Here is a 15,329-nt window from a genome sequence, read left to right as displayed (position 1 = left end):
CCGGCCGAGTCGGCGGCAGCTTGGCGGCAGGGGCAAAAAATCAAGCCATAGATTATACTTGACTTCCAGAGGTGAATCGCGCCCATAGTCGATCAAGTTGCGCAAATAAGCGCCAGTGGGCAGAGAAACGCAAACCATGATCGAGACCGCTCCCATACAGGCGGGCACGCAATCCGAGCTTACCCGCGAGATGGCCTCGCGTCTACAGACGGCGCTGACCACCCATCTGATGCAGGCCTATGCGCCGGATTACAGCAAGGCGCTGCGCACCTTCTCCGCCACCGAGGCGGCGGAGCTGCTGGGTGTCACGGGACAGTTCCTGCGCAAATGCCACAGCGAGGGGAGCATTCCCGAACCCGGCGAGATCCGCGGCGGCCGCCGGTTCTACACCGCCGCGGAAATCCGCGAGGCGCGCCGCATCCTGGAATCCGGATCGCGCAAGCCCGGCAAGTACATGCCCGGCCGCCGCGAGGGCGACAAGCTGCAGGTCATCCAGCTGATGAACTTCAAGGGCGGATCGGCCAAATCCACCAGCTCGATCCACCTGTGCCATTACCTTGCCCTTCAGGGATATCGCGTCCTGGCCGTCGATCTGGATCCGCAGGGCAGCCTTTCGGGGTTCTGCGGCATCCAGACGGAACTGGAATTCGACGGCGTCTCGATCTACGACGCGATCCGCTACGAAGACCCGGTGCCGATGCGCGACTGCATCATCGAAACCTATTTCCCCGGCCTGCACCTGGCCCCGGCCCGGCTGATCCTCAGCGAGTTCGAGACTGAGACGGCGATCAGCGCCGGGCGCGGCGTGTCCTTCTTCGACCGGCTGACCAGTGCGCTCTCCACCGTGGAGCAGGATTACGACATCGTCGTCATCGACAGCCCGCCCGCGCTTGGCTTCCTGACGCTGACCGGGCTTTATGCGGCGACCGCGGTGATCGTGCCGATGACGCCCAGCATGCTCGACCTGGCCTCGACCCAGCAATTCATCGAGATGACATCAGCCTATCTGGAAGTCTTCGAGAGCACCGGGGTCAATCTGAACCACGACTTCTTTTCCTTCCTCATCACGCGCGACGATCCGTCGGACATCCCGAGCCAGCAGATCGTCAGCCTCATGCGCGCGCTGTTCCAGGACCGGGTGATCCACGCCACGGGGCTGCGCAGCACCGCCATCGGCGATGCCTCGATGCTGAAGATGACGATCTACGAAGTGGCGCGGTCGGACATGACCCGCACGACCTATGACAGGGCCAGAACCAGCATGGACGCCGTCGGGGCGGAAATCGCGGGCATGGTCCAGGCCGCCTGGGGACGCTGAACATGGCAATGGGAAAGAACAAGACCGGCATCATGGCGGCGATCACCGCCGCGGCAGAGGCCAAGCCCGCCGCCGGACGCGCGCATCACTCGCTGCCCAAGGGCACGATCGGATCGGTTCGCGCAGGACTGGGCGGGATCCAGGACATTGATACCGGGCTGATCCTGCCCTGGGGGCCGAAGGATCGCCTCGGGGTCGAGTTGACAGGTGTTAACTCGGACGAGGCGCAGGCCTCGATTGCCGAACTGGCCCAGAGCATCCGCGATTCCGGCCAGCAGGTCCCCGTGCTCCTGCGCCCTTCCTCCGACGAGGACGGCCATTTCGAGGTGATCTACGGCCGCCGCCGGATACTGGCGTGCAAGGAGGCCGGGCTTCCGGTCAAGGCGCTGATCCGGACCATGGATGACAGCCAGGCGCTGATGGCGAAGGGCCTGGAGAATGCGGGCCGCGAGGAGCTGAGCTTCTACGAACGTGCCCGTTTCGCCAAATCCATCGCCGAACAGGGGCATGACCGGGCCGAGATCATGCAGGCCCTGGCGATTTCCAAGAACACCCTGTCCCAGTTGGAGCGCATCACGCGGCTGGTGCCCGACATGCTGGGCGATGCCATCGGTCCCGCTCCGGGATCCGGTCGGCCGAAATGGATGAGCCTGGCAACGGTCCTGGACCGCGGGATCATCGATGCCGAGACCGCCATCGCGATCCTCGGCGCATTCCCCGCCTCGGCGAGTTCCGACGACCGGCTGGACGGGCTGCTGCGCGAGATCACCCGCCGCGGCACGGAACCGGATCAGACGCGCCGGGCGATGCCGGTTCCCGGCGTCACCATACGCAGCGCCAGAAGCGCGGTGACCCTGTCGGTAAAGAGGGCAGGGCAGAGCAAGGCCTTTTCCGACTGGCTGGACAGCCATCTGGAGGAGGTCATCCGGGAGTCCTACGAGAGGTTCCAGCGAGAGAACCCCGGGGCATAACCGCGGGATGGCGGCAGTCATCCCGTTCAACGAGGCAGGAAGAGAAAGGAGACGCAGGCAAAAGAAAACCCTCAGAACCGAAGTCCCGAGGGCTGTAGGCTGATCGCGTCCGCCAAGACGTGACCAAGTTTGACATAGCATCAGTAACAGCCCCCAAATCGTCGAACAACGAAAAACGTCTTCGGGCGGCTGGTTTTCTGCTGTCTGCCGAAAGGTCATGATCCATTTCAGGCAGGCCCCGGACGGGGCAGGGTATCCGCACAGGGCGGAGACCATGGAACCTTGCATGCGTCATCCATCGCGCAGCGGCTGGCGCAGACAGGACGAGGCATTGCTGCGGGCAGAGGCCTTGAGCCGCGAGGGCACCGCCCTCGCGGTCGCCAAGCACGAGGCCCTGATCGCCGCCAAGCGTGCGGCCCGGCATCTGGGCCTGCGCCCCGGCCCCTTGATGCTGCTGGACACGCTTTGCGCCTTTTCCCCACCGCAGGATTGGGAGGAAGGTCGGCAACCGCTCGTCTGGCCGTCAAATGCCCTGCTGATGGACCGCACCGGCCTGTCGCTGAGTGCGCTGCGGCGGCATCTGCGCAAGCTCTGCGACTGCGGGCTGATCGGCTTTCGCGACAGTCCTAATGGCAAGCGCTGGGGACGGCGCGATGCCGACGGGCGCATTGTCGACGCCTGCGGGATCGATCTCGGCCCTCTTGCCGCTAGGGCATCCGAACTGGCGGCGCTGAACCGCGCCCACGACGCCGAACGACAAGAGCAGAGACAGCTGACCGCGCGCGCACGGGCTCTTCACCGGACCATCCAGGCACGGATTGCCCTGCTGGCCAGTCCCGACGAACGGCAGGCATGGACGGATCGTCTCGTTGCCCTCGCCGCGACCCCCCGCGGGCTTCCTTCCATCCGGACGCATGCCGAAACGCTGGCCGCCGCTCTTGCAGAGCTTGACGCACAACTGGCACCCAAGGGGCCCGAAAATGACACCCACATAGAAAATACAATCAAAGACCAAGATTCCGTAACTACCGCGATGCCGTCGGACGAACCGAAGCGAAACAGCCCAGCCCCGGCCGACATGCTGGAAGCCGCCTGTCCCGCCTTCTTTCGCCTGCTGCAGGCCAATGCGGAAAGATCCGGCCCCGACAACATGATTTCCGCTCTTGCCCATGTTGCCGGGATGAGCGGGATCACCGACCGGCTTTGGCGGCAAACCGTGCAGAAGCTAGGCCCGGGCAGAGCCATACAGGCCATCGCACTGATTACCGAGAAAACCGCATCCCGCGAAATCAGGGATCCCTGCGCCTATCTCGCAGGAATGCTTCGCAAAGACAGGACCGGAAATTTGCATCTGGACCGTTCGATCCGGTCCCGGGCAGCAACACCGAAAAACCGGGACCAAGTTTCCCTAGGGGAATTTATATTTCCCCCAGGGCATTTCGCTCCGGCCATGCAAGGATCAGCGCAGTGATACCGACACCTCGCCAAGCCCGTCGATATGGCCCTCGATATCGGTACCGGAGGGAAAATAGGGCAGACCGCAGAGCGAGCCGGTGATGACGACCTGCCCCGGCTGCAACCCTCCGCAATGCGTGCCAGCGGCCTGCACCAGGGCACGGAACGTCGCCAGCGCCGATCCGAAAGGCACCTCGGCAGCACCGTCGAGGATCATGTCCTCCCCGGCCCTCACGCGCGCCATGACCTGGCCGAAATCGCGGCCATCCCAGTCGAGGAGCGGCGCCCCCAGCACCAGCCCGGCATTGATCTGCATATCCGCCAGCTTGGCCAGCGGGTCCTCGGCCAGCGGTCCCTCCAGACGGGTATCGACAAGCTCGATCGCCGGGCGTGGCCGGATATGCGCGGCGAGCTCCTGGATCGTGGCTTCCGGCGGCAGGGGCGTGAGGATCTCGAAAGCGACTTCAAGCTCGATCCCCAGGCGATCTGCCACCGGGACGACGGCCCCGCTGGCAAGGATGCGCTCGGCGCGGATCGGCGCCATGATCGGTGCCTGTCCGGGACGCTGGGCGACCTTGAACCCGCCGACCGGCCCCAATTGCCGGCTGACTTCAGCCTGCACGGAAAGGGCTTCGGCGAAATCGGCGGGCGCGGCGGCGGGCGCGATGCGCGTACCGTCGAGATGGGCCGCGGCCAGGGCGGCGGCGAGAGGGCTGAGTTCGGTCATGAGACCTCCGGTGACGAGTGTCGGGATCTCTGCTCTAGCGCCTTGTGCCCCTGTCGCGGAAGGCGGAAGCCGGGGCTGCGGCAACGGCGCCGGGCCGGGGTGCGCGATTTTTCGCGCTCCGCCCCCTGACCTTTTGCCCGCAGGAGGGCTAGAGTGCCCGAAAGCGGATAGAGCGGAAGGACCGAGATGAGCGATATCGCGCAACAGGGCAGCGACCGGCCCGGACTGGTCTCGCGGGAAGTGTTCCGCGACGGCATGGCCTGCCTGGCGGGCGCGGTGAATATCGTCACGACGGACGGTCCCGGCGGACGGGCAGGTTTCACCGCAACGGCGGTCTGTTCCGTGACGGACGATCCCCCGACCCTGCTGGTCTGCCTCAACCGGGCCAGTTCCGCGATGCTGGCCTTTGCCGCCAACGAGGCGATCTGCGTCAACACGGTCGGCCCCCGGCACCGGGACCTGGCGATGATCTTCGGCGGGCGTGCCGAGATGAAGGACAGGTTCGCCGGAACCGGCTGGGGGAGGGGGGCCTCCGGCGCCCCGGTGCTGGAAGGCGCGGTCGCCTCCTTCGACTGCCGGGTCAGTCACCGCCATGTCTGCGGCACGCATGAGGTGATCTTCTGCGAGGTGCTCGACGTGATCGCCGATCCCACCGCTCCGGGATCGGCCTATTTCGGCCGCCGGTTCCACGACCTGCCGGTCTGACCTCTGGACGCGGGCCCTGCCGCGGGTCATATCCGCATGGCGGAATGCGGATCCTGCGATACGGGAGGCACGGGAATGGACGGCAAGAGCGGCGGGGTTCAGTCGGTAACGCGGGCGCTCCTGCTCCTGCGGTTGCTGGCACGGTCCGACGAGGGCCATCGGGTCAGCGATCTGGCGCGCGCCGCCGGGCTTGCGGTCTCGACCGCGCACCGGCTGCTGACCACGCTGGAATCCGAGGGTTTCGCGCAATTCGATGCCGAGGAGTCGCTGTGGCATGTGGGACGGGAGGCCTATGCCGTCGGTGCCGCCTATGCCCAGAGGCGCAATTTCGTCGCTCCCGCCATGCCCTTCCTGCGCCGCCTGCGCGACGAGACGCGCGAGACCGCCAATCTGGGGGTGCTCGACATCGATCACCTGGTGACGCTCAGCCAGGTGGAAAGCCGCGAGATCGTGCGCGCGATCTCGCCGCCGGGCGGACGCGTGCCGGCCTTCTGCTCGGGCATGGGCAAGGCGATCCTCGCGACCTGGCCCGATGACCAGATCGCCGATTTCGCCGCGCGCACCGGGTTTCATCCCCTGACCTCGCATTCGCATCGCGGGCTGGAGACCGCGATGGAGGACATCGCGCGGATCCGCGAGCAAGGCTTCGCGGTGGATGACGAGGAACATGCGCCGGGCCTGCGCTGCATCGCGGCGGTGGTCTGGTCGGAGACCGGAGAGGCGGCCTGCGCGATTTCGATCTCGGCGCTTTCGGCACGGCTGCCTGCGGCGAAATTCGCCCAGGCCGGGGGGCATGTCGCACGGGCGGCGGCGGATCTGACGGCCCGGCTGGGGGGGCGGCGGCCGCTTTCCGCATCGTGAAAATCCTTCTCCCTGCCATGGCGGCGGCGCGGGACGCCGTGCCAGTCTGGCCGGGTCAGGGAGGACAATCATGGAATTGCCGCGACCCAGCCCGCTGGTCATGGAACGCCGCGCCGAGATCGTCGCGCGGCTCAAGGCGGCTCTGCCCGCCGATACGGTGATCGACGATCCGCGCGGATTGCTGGCCTATGAATGCGACGCGCTGACCGCCTATCGCTGCCCGCCGCTGGCGGTGGTGCTGCCGCGCTCCACCGCCGAGGTGGCGACGGCGCTGCGCCTCTGCCACGAGATGGACGTGCCGGTCGTGCCGCGCGGGGCAGGGACCTCGCTGGCGGGGGGCTCGCTGCCCACGGCGGATGCGGTGGTGATCGGGGTGGCCCGCCTGACACGGGTGCTTGAGACGGATTATGCCGACCGACTCATCCGGGTGGAGACCGGTCGCACCAATCTCAGCGTGACCGGCGCGGTGGAGGCGGACGGGTTCTTCTATGCGCCGGATCCGTCCTCGCAGCTGGCCTGCGCGATCGCGGGCAATATCGGCATGAATTCCGGCGGCGCGCATTGCCTGAAATACGGGGTGACGACCAACAACCTGCTGGGCGTCACGATGGTGCTGATGGACGGCACCGTGACCGAGATCGGCGGGGGGTACATGGATGCGGGCGACCTGGACCTCTTGTCGGTGATCTGCGGCTCCGAGGGGCAGCTGGGCATCGTCACCGAGGCCACGCTGCGCATCCTGCCGAAACCCGAGGGCGCGCGCCCGGTCCTGATGGGCTTCGGCTCCTCGCGCGTGGCGGGGGCCTGCGTGTCGGACATCATCGAGGCGGGGGTGCTGCCGGTGGCCATCGAATTCATGGACCGCCCCTGCATCCGTGCCTGCGAGGCGTTTGCCCATGCCGGCTATCCCGATGTCGAGGCGCTGCTGATCATCGAGGTGGAGGGCGCGCCCGCCGAGATCGACCACCAGCTGGGCCTGATCCGCGCGATAGCCGAACGCCATGACCCCGAGGTGATCCGCGAAAGCGGCTCGGCCGAGGAAAGCGCGGCGATCTGGCTGGGACGCAAATCCGCCTTCGGCGCGATGGGCCAGATCAACGACTACATGTGCCTCGACGGCACCATCCCGGTGACCGAGCTGCCCTTGGTGCTGGAGCGGATCGGCGCGCTGTCGGCGCAATACGGGCTGGGCGTCGCCAACGTGTTCCATGCGGGCGACGGCAACATGCACCCGCTGATCCTCTTCGATGCCAACAAGCCCGGCGACCTGGAGCTGTGCGAGCAGATGGGGGCCGACATCCTGCGGCTGTGCGTCGAGGTCGGCGGCTGCCTGACCGGCGAACATGGCGTGGGCGTAGAAAAGCGCGACCTGATGACGGTGCAATTCGCCGCCGACGACCTGGAGGCGCAGCTGAAGGTCAAGGACGTGTTCGACCCCAAATGGCTGCTGAACGCGGCAAAGGTGTTTCCGCTGGCGGTGACGGAGGGGCGCAGGCCATGACCGTGATGACACCGCAAGACGAGGCCGAGCTGGCCGGGATGATCCGCGCGGCCGATGGCCCGCTGGCCATCCGGGGCGGCGGCACGCGCAGCCCCGCCGCGACCCGGCCGGTCCTGTCGACGGCCGGGCTTTCCGGCATCGTGCTGTATCAGCCCGGCGCGCTGACGCTGGTGGTGAAGGCGGGAACGTCCCTTTCCGAGGTGGAGGCGGTTCTGGCCGAGCGGAACCAGCGCCTGGCCTTCGAGCCGATGGATCACCGCCCCGTTCTGGGCACCACGGGAGAACCGACGATCGGCGGGGCGGTGGCGGTGAATGCTTCGGGTCCGCGCCGGGTCCAGGCGGGGGCGGCCCGCGATTTCCTTCTGGGCGCGGTGTTCATCGATGGCGCTGGCACGCGGGTCCGCAATGGCGGCCGGGTGATGAAGAACGTCACCGGCTATGACCTGGCGCGGCTTCAGGCCGGGGCGCGCGGCACGCTGGGCGTCCTGACCGAACTGAGCTTCAAGGTGCTGCCGGTCCCCGAGCGCATCGCGACGCTGGCGCTGCCCTGCGACGACCCGGGCCGGGCGGTCGCCGCGCTGGCCCGCGCGCTCGGCTCTCCCTACGAGGTGACGGGCGCGGGCTGGGACGGGGCGCGGGTGCTGCTGCGCATCGAGGGCTTTGCCGCCTCCGTCTCCTATCGTGGCGGGGAACTGGCGCGGCTGATCCCGGGGCTGGTCCATGTGGATGAAGATCCCTGGCCCGCGCTGCGCGACGGCCGGTCCCTGGCGGGCATGGCGCGCGATATCTGGCGGGTCAGCCTGCGGGCCAGTCACGGCGCCATCCTGGCGGCGCGGCTTCTGGAAGCCGGTGCCGCGGTGACGCTGGACTGGGGGGGCGGGCTGCTCTGGGCCGCCATGGCGCCGGGCGCCGACCTGCGCGCGCAGATGGCGGATCTGGGGGGCCACGCCACCCGGTTGCGCGGCACGGGGCCCGGCCCGGCGCTGCATCCCGACCCGGCCGCGGTGGCGGCCCTGGCCTCGGGGCTGCGGCGCCAGTTCGATCCCGAAGGACGTTTTGCCCCGGAGGCCTAGAAGATGCAGACGAATTTCACCGAAGACCAGCTGCGCGATCCGGGCCTGGCACGGGCCAACGAGATCCTGCGGGCCTGCGTGCATTGCGGGTTCTGCACGGCGACCTGTCCCAGCTATCAGGTGCTCGGCGACGAGTTGGACAGTCCGCGCGGCCGCATCTACCTGATCAAGGACATGCTGGAATCCGGCCGTCCGGCGGATGCGGAAACCGTGACCCATATCGACCGCTGCCTCGGCTGCCTGGCCTGCATGACGACCTGTCCGTCCGGCGTGCATTACATGCATCTGCTGGACCGGGCGCGGGTGCATATCGAAAAGACCTGGAAACGGCCGTGGCGCGACCGGATGCTGCGGGGGGCCCTCGCGCGGATCCTGCCCTATCCGGGGCGGTTCCGCCTGGCGCTGCTCGGCGCAAAGCTCGCGCGGCCCCTGCGCAGGCTGGTCCCGGATGCGCGGGCGCGGGCGATGCTGGACATGGCGGGGGCGCCGATCGCGGCGCCGTCGCGGCTGGACGAACCGCAGGTGCATCCGGCGTGCGGAAGCCGCCGCGGCCGCGTGGTGCTGATGACCGGCTGTGCGCAGAAGGCGCTGGACGGTGATATCAACGCGGCGACGATCCGGCTGCTGACACGGCTGGGCATCGAGGTGGTGATCCCCCGGGGCGAGGGCTGCTGCGGCGCGCTGGTGCATCACATGGGCCGCGAGACCGAGGCGCACCGCTTTGCCGCGGCCAATATCCGCGCCTGGACCGGCGCCGGCGCGGAGATCGACGCGATCATCGTCAATACCTCGGGCTGCGGGACCACGGTCAAGGATTACGGGCACATGTTCCGCAACGATCCGCTGGCGGCGCCCGCGGCGGAAGTGTCGGCAAAGGCGCGTGACATCACCGAATATCTTGCCGCGCTGGATCTGCCCGCGCCGGAACGCCGGGGCCTGCGGGTCGGCTATCACGCGGCCTGTTCGCTGCAGCATGGCCAGAAGGTGACCGAGGCGCCCCGGCGCCTGCTGGCCGCCGCGGGCTACGAGGTGTCGACCCCGGCGGATGCGCATCTGTGCTGCGGTTCGGCCGGGACCTACAACCTGATGCAGCCCGCCATCGCCGCGGAACTGGGCCGGCGCAAGGCGGCCACGCTGGAGGCGCTCCGGCCGCAGGTTATCGCGGCGGGCAATATCGGCTGCATGACCCAGATCGGCGCCCGCGCCGGCGTGCCGGTCGTGCATACGGTCGAGCTGCTGGACTGGGCCTGGGGCGGGCCGGAACCGGCCAAGCTGAGGCGGGCCTGAAGGCGTTCAGCATCCGGTAACCTTCGCGGCGCTACCCTGAGTGCAGGAGATTTGCGCCATGATCCGCCAGCGACTTGCCGCCGCCCTTGTCCTGATCCTGTCCCTTGCCGGGACCGGATCGCTCATGGCGGCGGATATCTTCGTGATCGGCGGCAAGGAGGATGACCCGTTCTGGACCATCGTCCGCCGGGGCGTGGAGGATGGCGCCCGCCTGGTGGAGGCCGAACAGGGCAGCGTCACCTGGCTGGGCCTGGCCGATTACGACGATCTGGGGGCGGATGCGGCGGCGCTGATCCGCGATGCCATCCGGCGCGGGGCCGACGGGGTGATCGCCCCCGACTGGCATCCGGCGCTGATGGACCCTGCCCTGGCCGAGGTGGTCGCCGCAGGCATTCCTCTCGTGATCTACAATGCAGGCGGCGCGCGGGCGGCAGAACGGCTGGGCGCGCTGGCCTATATCGGCAGCGACGACTACCTGTCGGGAAGGATGGCCGGCGACTATTTCGCAAGCCGGGGCGCGCGGCGCGTGGTCTGCATCAACACCCTTCCCGGGCTGGAGAACATCGCCGATTACTGCCGCGGGCTGGGCGATGGCGCGGCGGCGGCAGGGGCGAAGGGCGAAACCCTGGTCCTGGCCCCGGGCAGTTTCGGCGACCGCGATCAGGTCGGCGCGGCGATCAAGGCCCGGCTGCTGGCGCAACCGGAGATCGACGGGATCTTCACCGTCGGCAATCTCGATGCCATGGCGGCGCTGCGCGCCGTGAACCGGGCGGGCAAGGCCGGGCGCGTCCAGGTCGGCAGCATGAATTTCGACGAGGGATCGCTGTCCAGCATCCGCCTGGGTGCGCAGCTTTTCGCCGTCGATCAGCAGGGATACCTGCAGGGGCTGATCGCGGTGACCGTGCTGAACGCTCATGCCAATTTCGGTCTCAACCTCCCGGCCAAGGAGATCCGGACCGGACCGGCGATCGTCGACCGCTCCAACATGGACCAGGTCCTGCGGGGCGTGGCCAAGGGCGTGCGCTGAGCGGGGAACAAAAAAAAGCGGCGACCCCAGGGAGGAGGAGGGGGCCGCCGCCGAATTCCGCGGTTCAGGGAGGAGGAGGAACCGTCGGAAACTCTTGACCCCGATATGGGCACGGTTCCGGCGCATGCAATGACGCCGAATGCATTTCAGCCATGCGCCTGATGCATGATGCCTTCCCTGGCGCGGCGGCCCTCCCGGACTGGCGATCCGGTGGCAAGGGCGCTATCCTTGTCCCCGGGCAGGACGGAGAGACCGGCGATGCGCATCGGATTTGTCACGGCAGAGGGCAGGGGCAGCGGCGACCGCCTGCTTTGCGATCTCGCCGATCACCTGGCCGGTCGCGGTATCCGCCTGGCGGGGGTGGTCCAGCATAATACCGACCGGGCACGGGACGATGGCTGCGACATGGATGTGACCGTGCTGCCCGCGGGCCCGCGCCTGCGCATTTCGCAATCCCTGGGGACCGGATCGCGGGGCTGCCGCCTGGATGCCGCTGCGCTGGAACAGGCTGTCGGGCTTGTCGGATCGCGGCTGGAGGCTGGTGCGGATCTCCTGCTGGTCAACAAGTTCGGCAAGCACGAGGCCGAAGGCCGGGGGTTCCGCGACCTGATCGGGTCCGCGCTGATGGAGGGGCTTCCGGTGATCGTCGGTGTCTCCGCGCGCAACATGGCGGCCTTCCGGGAATTCGCCGGGGACCTCGCCGAGCCGGTGCCGGCCGATCCGGCCGCGCTCCGCGACTGGGCGGAGGCAGCGCTCGGCGCCGCCGCCGCGGCCTGAGCCGGCAGGGCCGGAATGCCCCGACAAGAGGCCCCGCGCGTCCTGGTTGTGGATGACGATCCGGACATCGCCTCCGTGCTGGCGCGGGGGCTCGCCCTGAAGGGGTTCGCCGTGGAAATCGAGATGGGGGCGGAGCCCGCCGCGCGGCGGTTGCGGGGCGGCGGGATCGACGCCGCGGTCATCGATGTCATGCTGGGACAGGACAGCGGGCTTGACCTGGTGGCCGATCTGCGCCGCGAGGGGATCACCCTTCCGGTGGTCATGCTCAGCGCCCTGGCCGAGATCGAGGATCGCAGTGCCGGATTGCGGGCCGGCGCGGAGGACTACCTGGTCAAGCCGCTCGATCTAGAGGAACTCTCCGCCCGGCTGCATGTCCAGATCCGCCGTTCGACGGAGACGGCGCCCGGGGGTGCCCGGCCCTGGCTCGACCCGGCGCAGCGGCGCCTGCGGCTGGGCGCGGCCGGGATCGACCTGACCGAGCGGGAATTCGCCCTGCTGCGCCTGCTTTGGGAAAGCGACGGACGCCCGGCGGCGCGCGGCGAGATTTTCGACCGGCTGTGGAGCGGGGATGCGCCGGGGGCCGAGAATGTCGTCGATGTCTATATCGGTTACCTGCGGCGCAAGCTGGCCCGCCGCCCCGAATTCGGATTGCGCATCGTGACCATCCGCAGCCGCGGCTTCCTGCTTCAGGCGGCCTCTTAGAATATTCTCAGAACTCCGCGGTCCGGCCCTGCGATTTTCCCGCTAGTCTCGGATCGAAGGCGCCGGATCCAATCAGGCCGGGGCGGGCACCATACCGCTGCGGATCGCTGACGGACCGGCATGGCAGGGATGCGTCGCTTGCGGGCTTGCCGGCCATTGGCCGGGCTCCTCTGGCCCGCGATCCGCGGATCCGGCCGCTGCGCGACGGCGCGGCGTTGCGGGTGCGCGATCCCTGCCCGGCATGCGGTCCGGCTCCTCCCGACGCGGGGGAGCTGTCCGCTGCGCGTCATCCGGTGATCGTCACGGGCAGGTCCAGCCCCGCCAGGGCCGGGGGCAGGGGCCGGTCGGTGAACAGCCGGTCGACCTCGGCGAGAGAGGCGATGCGCACCGGCGCCGTCCTGTCGAACTTGGAGCGGTCCGCGACCAGGAAGACCCGGCGCGCCCGGCGCAGGATGGTACGGGTCACGCCGACTTCCTGGGCATCGAAATCCAGCAGGTCGCCCTCGGCATCGATGGCCGAACAGCCGATTACCGCCAGGTCGAACTTGTAGCTTTCGACCGCGGCCTGGGTCAGCGGCCCGACCAGCCCCCCGTCGCTGCGCCGGAAGCTGCCGCCCGCCACCACGATCTCGGCCCCGGGATTCCCGATCAGGATGTTGGCCACGTTGAGATTGTTGGTCATCACCATGAGCCCGCGATGGGACAGCAGATGCCGCGCCACCGCCTCGGTCGTCGTGCCGATATTGAGGAATACCGAGGCATCCTGCGGGACTTCGGCGGCGCAGGCCCGTCCGATCGCCTCCTTCGCGGCGCGGTTCAGCCGACTGCGTTCGTCATAGACGATATTCGCGGTCCCCGAGGGCAGGACGGCGCCGCCATGCACCCGTTCCAGCTGCCCGGTTCCGGCCAGGTCGTTCAGGTCGCGCCGGATCGTCTGCGGCGTGACCCCCAGCCGCTCGACCAGGTCCTCGACGGTGACCTTGCCTTCTCTGCGGGCAATCTCGAGGATCTGCGGATGGCGGAAGCTCTGGGACATCGGGACTCCGGGCAGGGGGGCGGATCGGACGGGGCAGGGTGCGACCTTAGCCGGGGCGCTGCCCGGATCGCAAGAGCGCGCGAAAACGCGCCTCAATTTCGCCAAAACGAACATTAACGAAAATATCGAATTGACAGACCCGCGGCAACGGCCCATCTGGGCCGCAGCGGCAAGAAGCGATCGGAGACGCCCATGACCCCTGACCTCGACCTCTTGATCATCGGCGGCGGCATCAATGGCTGCGGCATCGCGCGCGACGCGGCGGGGCGCGGCCTGTCGGTCGGGCTGGCGGAGATGGACGATCTCGCCTCGGCAACCTCCTCCGCCTCCACCAAGCTGTTCCATGGCGGGTTGCGCTACCTGGAGTTCTTCGAATTCCGCCTGGTGCGGGAGGCGCTGGTGGAACGCGAGGTGCTGCTGCGCGCCATGCCGCATATCTCTTGGCCGATGCGCTTCGTGCTGCCCTATCACAGGGACATGCGCTTCGAGAGCGAGACCCCGACCTCGCGGCTGCTTTCGACGGTCATGCCCTGGATGAAGGGGCGCCGCCCGGCCTGGCTCATCCGGTTCGGCCTGTTCCTCTATGACCATCTGGGCGGCCGCAAGGTCCTGCCGGGGACGCGCAATGTCGACTTGCAGACCGACGCAGCGGGCAAGCCGCTGAAGGACAAGTTCGCCAAGGCCTACGAGTATTCCGATTGCTGGGTGCAGGATTCGCGGCTGGTGGTGCTGAATGCCCGCGATGCGGAGGCCAGGGGGGCCCGCATCTGGACGCGGACCCGGCTGATCGCGGCCGAGCGCGACGCGGATCACTGGGTCGCGACGCTGGAGGATGTGACCACCGGCGCCACCCGCCGGGTCAGCGCGCGCATGCTGGTCAATGCGGCCGGCCCCTGGGTCGGCGAGACGCTGAAGGACGTTCTGAAGGTCGAGACCCCGGACCGCGTGCGGCTGGTCCGCGGCAGCCATATCGTGGTGCCAAAGCTGCATGACCATGATCGCGCCTATTTCTTCCAAGGAGAGGATGGGCGGATCATCTTCGCCATCCCCTATGAAGAAGAGTTCACCCTGATCGGCACGACCGACCAGGAACATGCCGACCCCGGCCAGCGCCCGGTCTGCACCGAGGAAGAGGCCGCCTATCTGTGCCGCTTCGCGTCGCAGTATTTCGAGGTGCCGGTCCGGCGCGAGGACGTGGTCTGGACCTATTCCGGGGTGCGTCCGCTTTATGATGACGGCGCGCGCTCGGCCACGGCGGCGACCCGCGACTACACGCTCAAGCTCGAAACCTCCGGCGCGCCGCTGCTGAACGTCTTCGGCGGGAAGATCACCACCTACCGCCGCCTCGCCGAGCATGCGCTGGAGAGGATCGCCGAGGTGCTGAAGGTCGATGCCCCGGCCTGGACCGCGGGGGCGCCCCTGCCCGGCGGGGATTTCCCGGTGGATGGCGTGCAGGACCAGATCGACGGGCTGCGCGCGGCGTTCCCCTTCCTAGACGAGACCTGGGCGCGGCGCCTGGTGCGCGCCTATGGGACCGAGGCGCAGGTCATGTTCGAGGGGGCGCAGGGCCCGGAGGATCTTGGCCGGTCCTTCGGCGGCAGCCTCACCGAGCGCGAGGTGGAATGGCTGATGCGGCATGAATACGCCCGCTGCGCCGCGGATGTGCTGTGGCGCCGGGGCAAGCTGGGGCTGCGTCTGGATGCGGCCCAGGCCGAGGCGCTCGATGGCTGGATGGCCGGTCGGGCCGCGGCTCCGGCAGCGGCCGGGTAGGGGCCGGGCCGGAAGACCGCCGCGGCCCGCGAAAGGGGGCATCTTGCGACATATGCAGGGGCTGCAGGTGCAGAACGCGCTTGCAGCTTCCGCGTTTTTGGTACACTATTGCATACAGC

The 15,329-nt window shown here is 68.4% G+C and carries 14 protein-coding genes; 12 read left to right on the top strand and 2 right to left on the bottom strand.

All coding sequences use genetic code 11. The annotated features are described in order from the left end of the window. Positions 1-136: 136 nt before the first annotated feature. From repA to repC, 3 genes are all read left to right on the top strand, one after another. Positions 137-1,318 (top strand): plasmid partitioning protein RepA, encoded by a 1,182-nt coding sequence (gene repA / locus ICN82_RS09120; RefSeq protein WP_193181888.1) that lies wholly within the window; start codon positions 137-139, stop codon positions 1,316-1,318. Between the two features lie 2 nt (positions 1,319-1,320). Next, entirely contained in the window at positions 1,321-2,289 is a 969-nt protein-coding gene (repB, locus tag ICN82_RS09115; protein ID WP_226898391.1) for a plasmid partitioning protein RepB, read from the top strand. Between the two features lie 286 nt (positions 2,290-2,575). Then, entirely contained in the window at positions 2,576-3,760 is a 1,185-nt protein-coding gene (gene repC / locus ICN82_RS09110) for a plasmid replication protein RepC (RefSeq protein ID WP_193181886.1), read from the top strand. Here the strand turns inward: repC and ICN82_RS09105 are convergent. Beyond that, complete coding sequence (locus tag ICN82_RS09105; protein ID WP_193181884.1) at positions 3,749-4,471, bottom strand: hydratase; 723 nt, start codon at positions 4,469-4,471, stop codon at positions 3,749-3,751. The genes repC and ICN82_RS09105 overlap by 12 nt on opposite strands. A 186-nt stretch (positions 4,472-4,657) precedes the next feature. Between ICN82_RS09105 and ICN82_RS09100 the strand changes: the two genes are divergently transcribed. From ICN82_RS09100 to ICN82_RS09065, 8 genes are all read left to right on the top strand, one after another. Beyond that, positions 4,658-5,176, top strand: a complete 519-nt coding sequence (locus ICN82_RS09100; RefSeq protein ID WP_193181882.1) for a flavin reductase — start codon at positions 4,658-4,660, stop codon at positions 5,174-5,176. Between the two features lie 75 nt (positions 5,177-5,251). Then, entirely contained in the window at positions 5,252-6,037 is a 786-nt protein-coding gene (locus tag ICN82_RS09095) for an IclR family transcriptional regulator (protein WP_193181880.1), read from the top strand. 70 nt (positions 6,038-6,107) lie between these two features. Beyond that, a complete protein-coding gene (locus ICN82_RS09090) occupies positions 6,108-7,538 on the top strand; it encodes an FAD-linked oxidase C-terminal domain-containing protein (RefSeq protein WP_193181878.1) in 1,431 nt (476 codons plus the stop codon). Positions 7,539-7,543: 5 nt separating this feature from the next. After that, positions 7,544-8,611, top strand: coding sequence for an FAD-binding protein (locus ICN82_RS09085; RefSeq protein ID WP_193181919.1), 1,068 nt, complete (start codon positions 7,544-7,546; stop codon positions 8,609-8,611). A gap of 3 nt (positions 8,612-8,614) precedes the next feature. Further along, positions 8,615-9,898, top strand: a complete 1,284-nt coding sequence (gene glcF / locus ICN82_RS09080) for a glycolate oxidase subunit GlcF (RefSeq protein WP_193181876.1) — start codon at positions 8,615-8,617, stop codon at positions 9,896-9,898. A gap of 58 nt (positions 9,899-9,956) precedes the next feature. Continuing rightward, complete coding sequence (locus tag ICN82_RS09075) at positions 9,957-10,925, top strand: substrate-binding domain-containing protein (RefSeq protein WP_193181874.1); 969 nt, start codon at positions 9,957-9,959, stop codon at positions 10,923-10,925. Positions 10,926-11,183: 258 nt separating this feature from the next. Further along, positions 11,184-11,702: a DUF2478 domain-containing protein gene (locus ICN82_RS09070; RefSeq protein WP_193181872.1), complete on the top strand. Its 519-nt coding sequence runs from the start codon at positions 11,184-11,186 to the stop codon at positions 11,700-11,702. 15 nt (positions 11,703-11,717) lie between these two features. Further along, positions 11,718-12,404, top strand: coding sequence for a response regulator transcription factor (locus tag ICN82_RS09065; protein WP_193181870.1), 687 nt, complete (start codon positions 11,718-11,720; stop codon positions 12,402-12,404). 286 nt (positions 12,405-12,690) lie between these two features. Here ICN82_RS09065 and ICN82_RS09060 read toward each other — a convergent pair whose 3' ends face one another. Continuing rightward, positions 12,691-13,440, bottom strand: a complete 750-nt coding sequence (locus ICN82_RS09060; RefSeq protein WP_193181869.1) for a DeoR/GlpR family DNA-binding transcription regulator — start codon at positions 13,438-13,440, stop codon at positions 12,691-12,693. A gap of 192 nt (positions 13,441-13,632) precedes the next feature. Here ICN82_RS09060 and glpD point away from each other — a divergent pair, with 192 nt between their 5' ends. Beyond that, complete coding sequence (gene glpD / locus ICN82_RS09055) at positions 13,633-15,210, top strand: glycerol-3-phosphate dehydrogenase (protein ID WP_193181867.1); 1,578 nt, start codon at positions 13,633-13,635, stop codon at positions 15,208-15,210. The last annotated feature ends 119 nt before the right edge of the window (positions 15,211-15,329 follow it).

Origin of the sequence: Mangrovicoccus algicola, assembly GCF_014903745.1 — a bacterium.
Lineage (GTDB): Bacteria > Pseudomonadota > Alphaproteobacteria > Rhodobacterales > Rhodobacteraceae > Mangrovicoccus > Mangrovicoccus algicola.
This window is presented reverse-complemented; position numbering and strand designations above follow the sequence as displayed.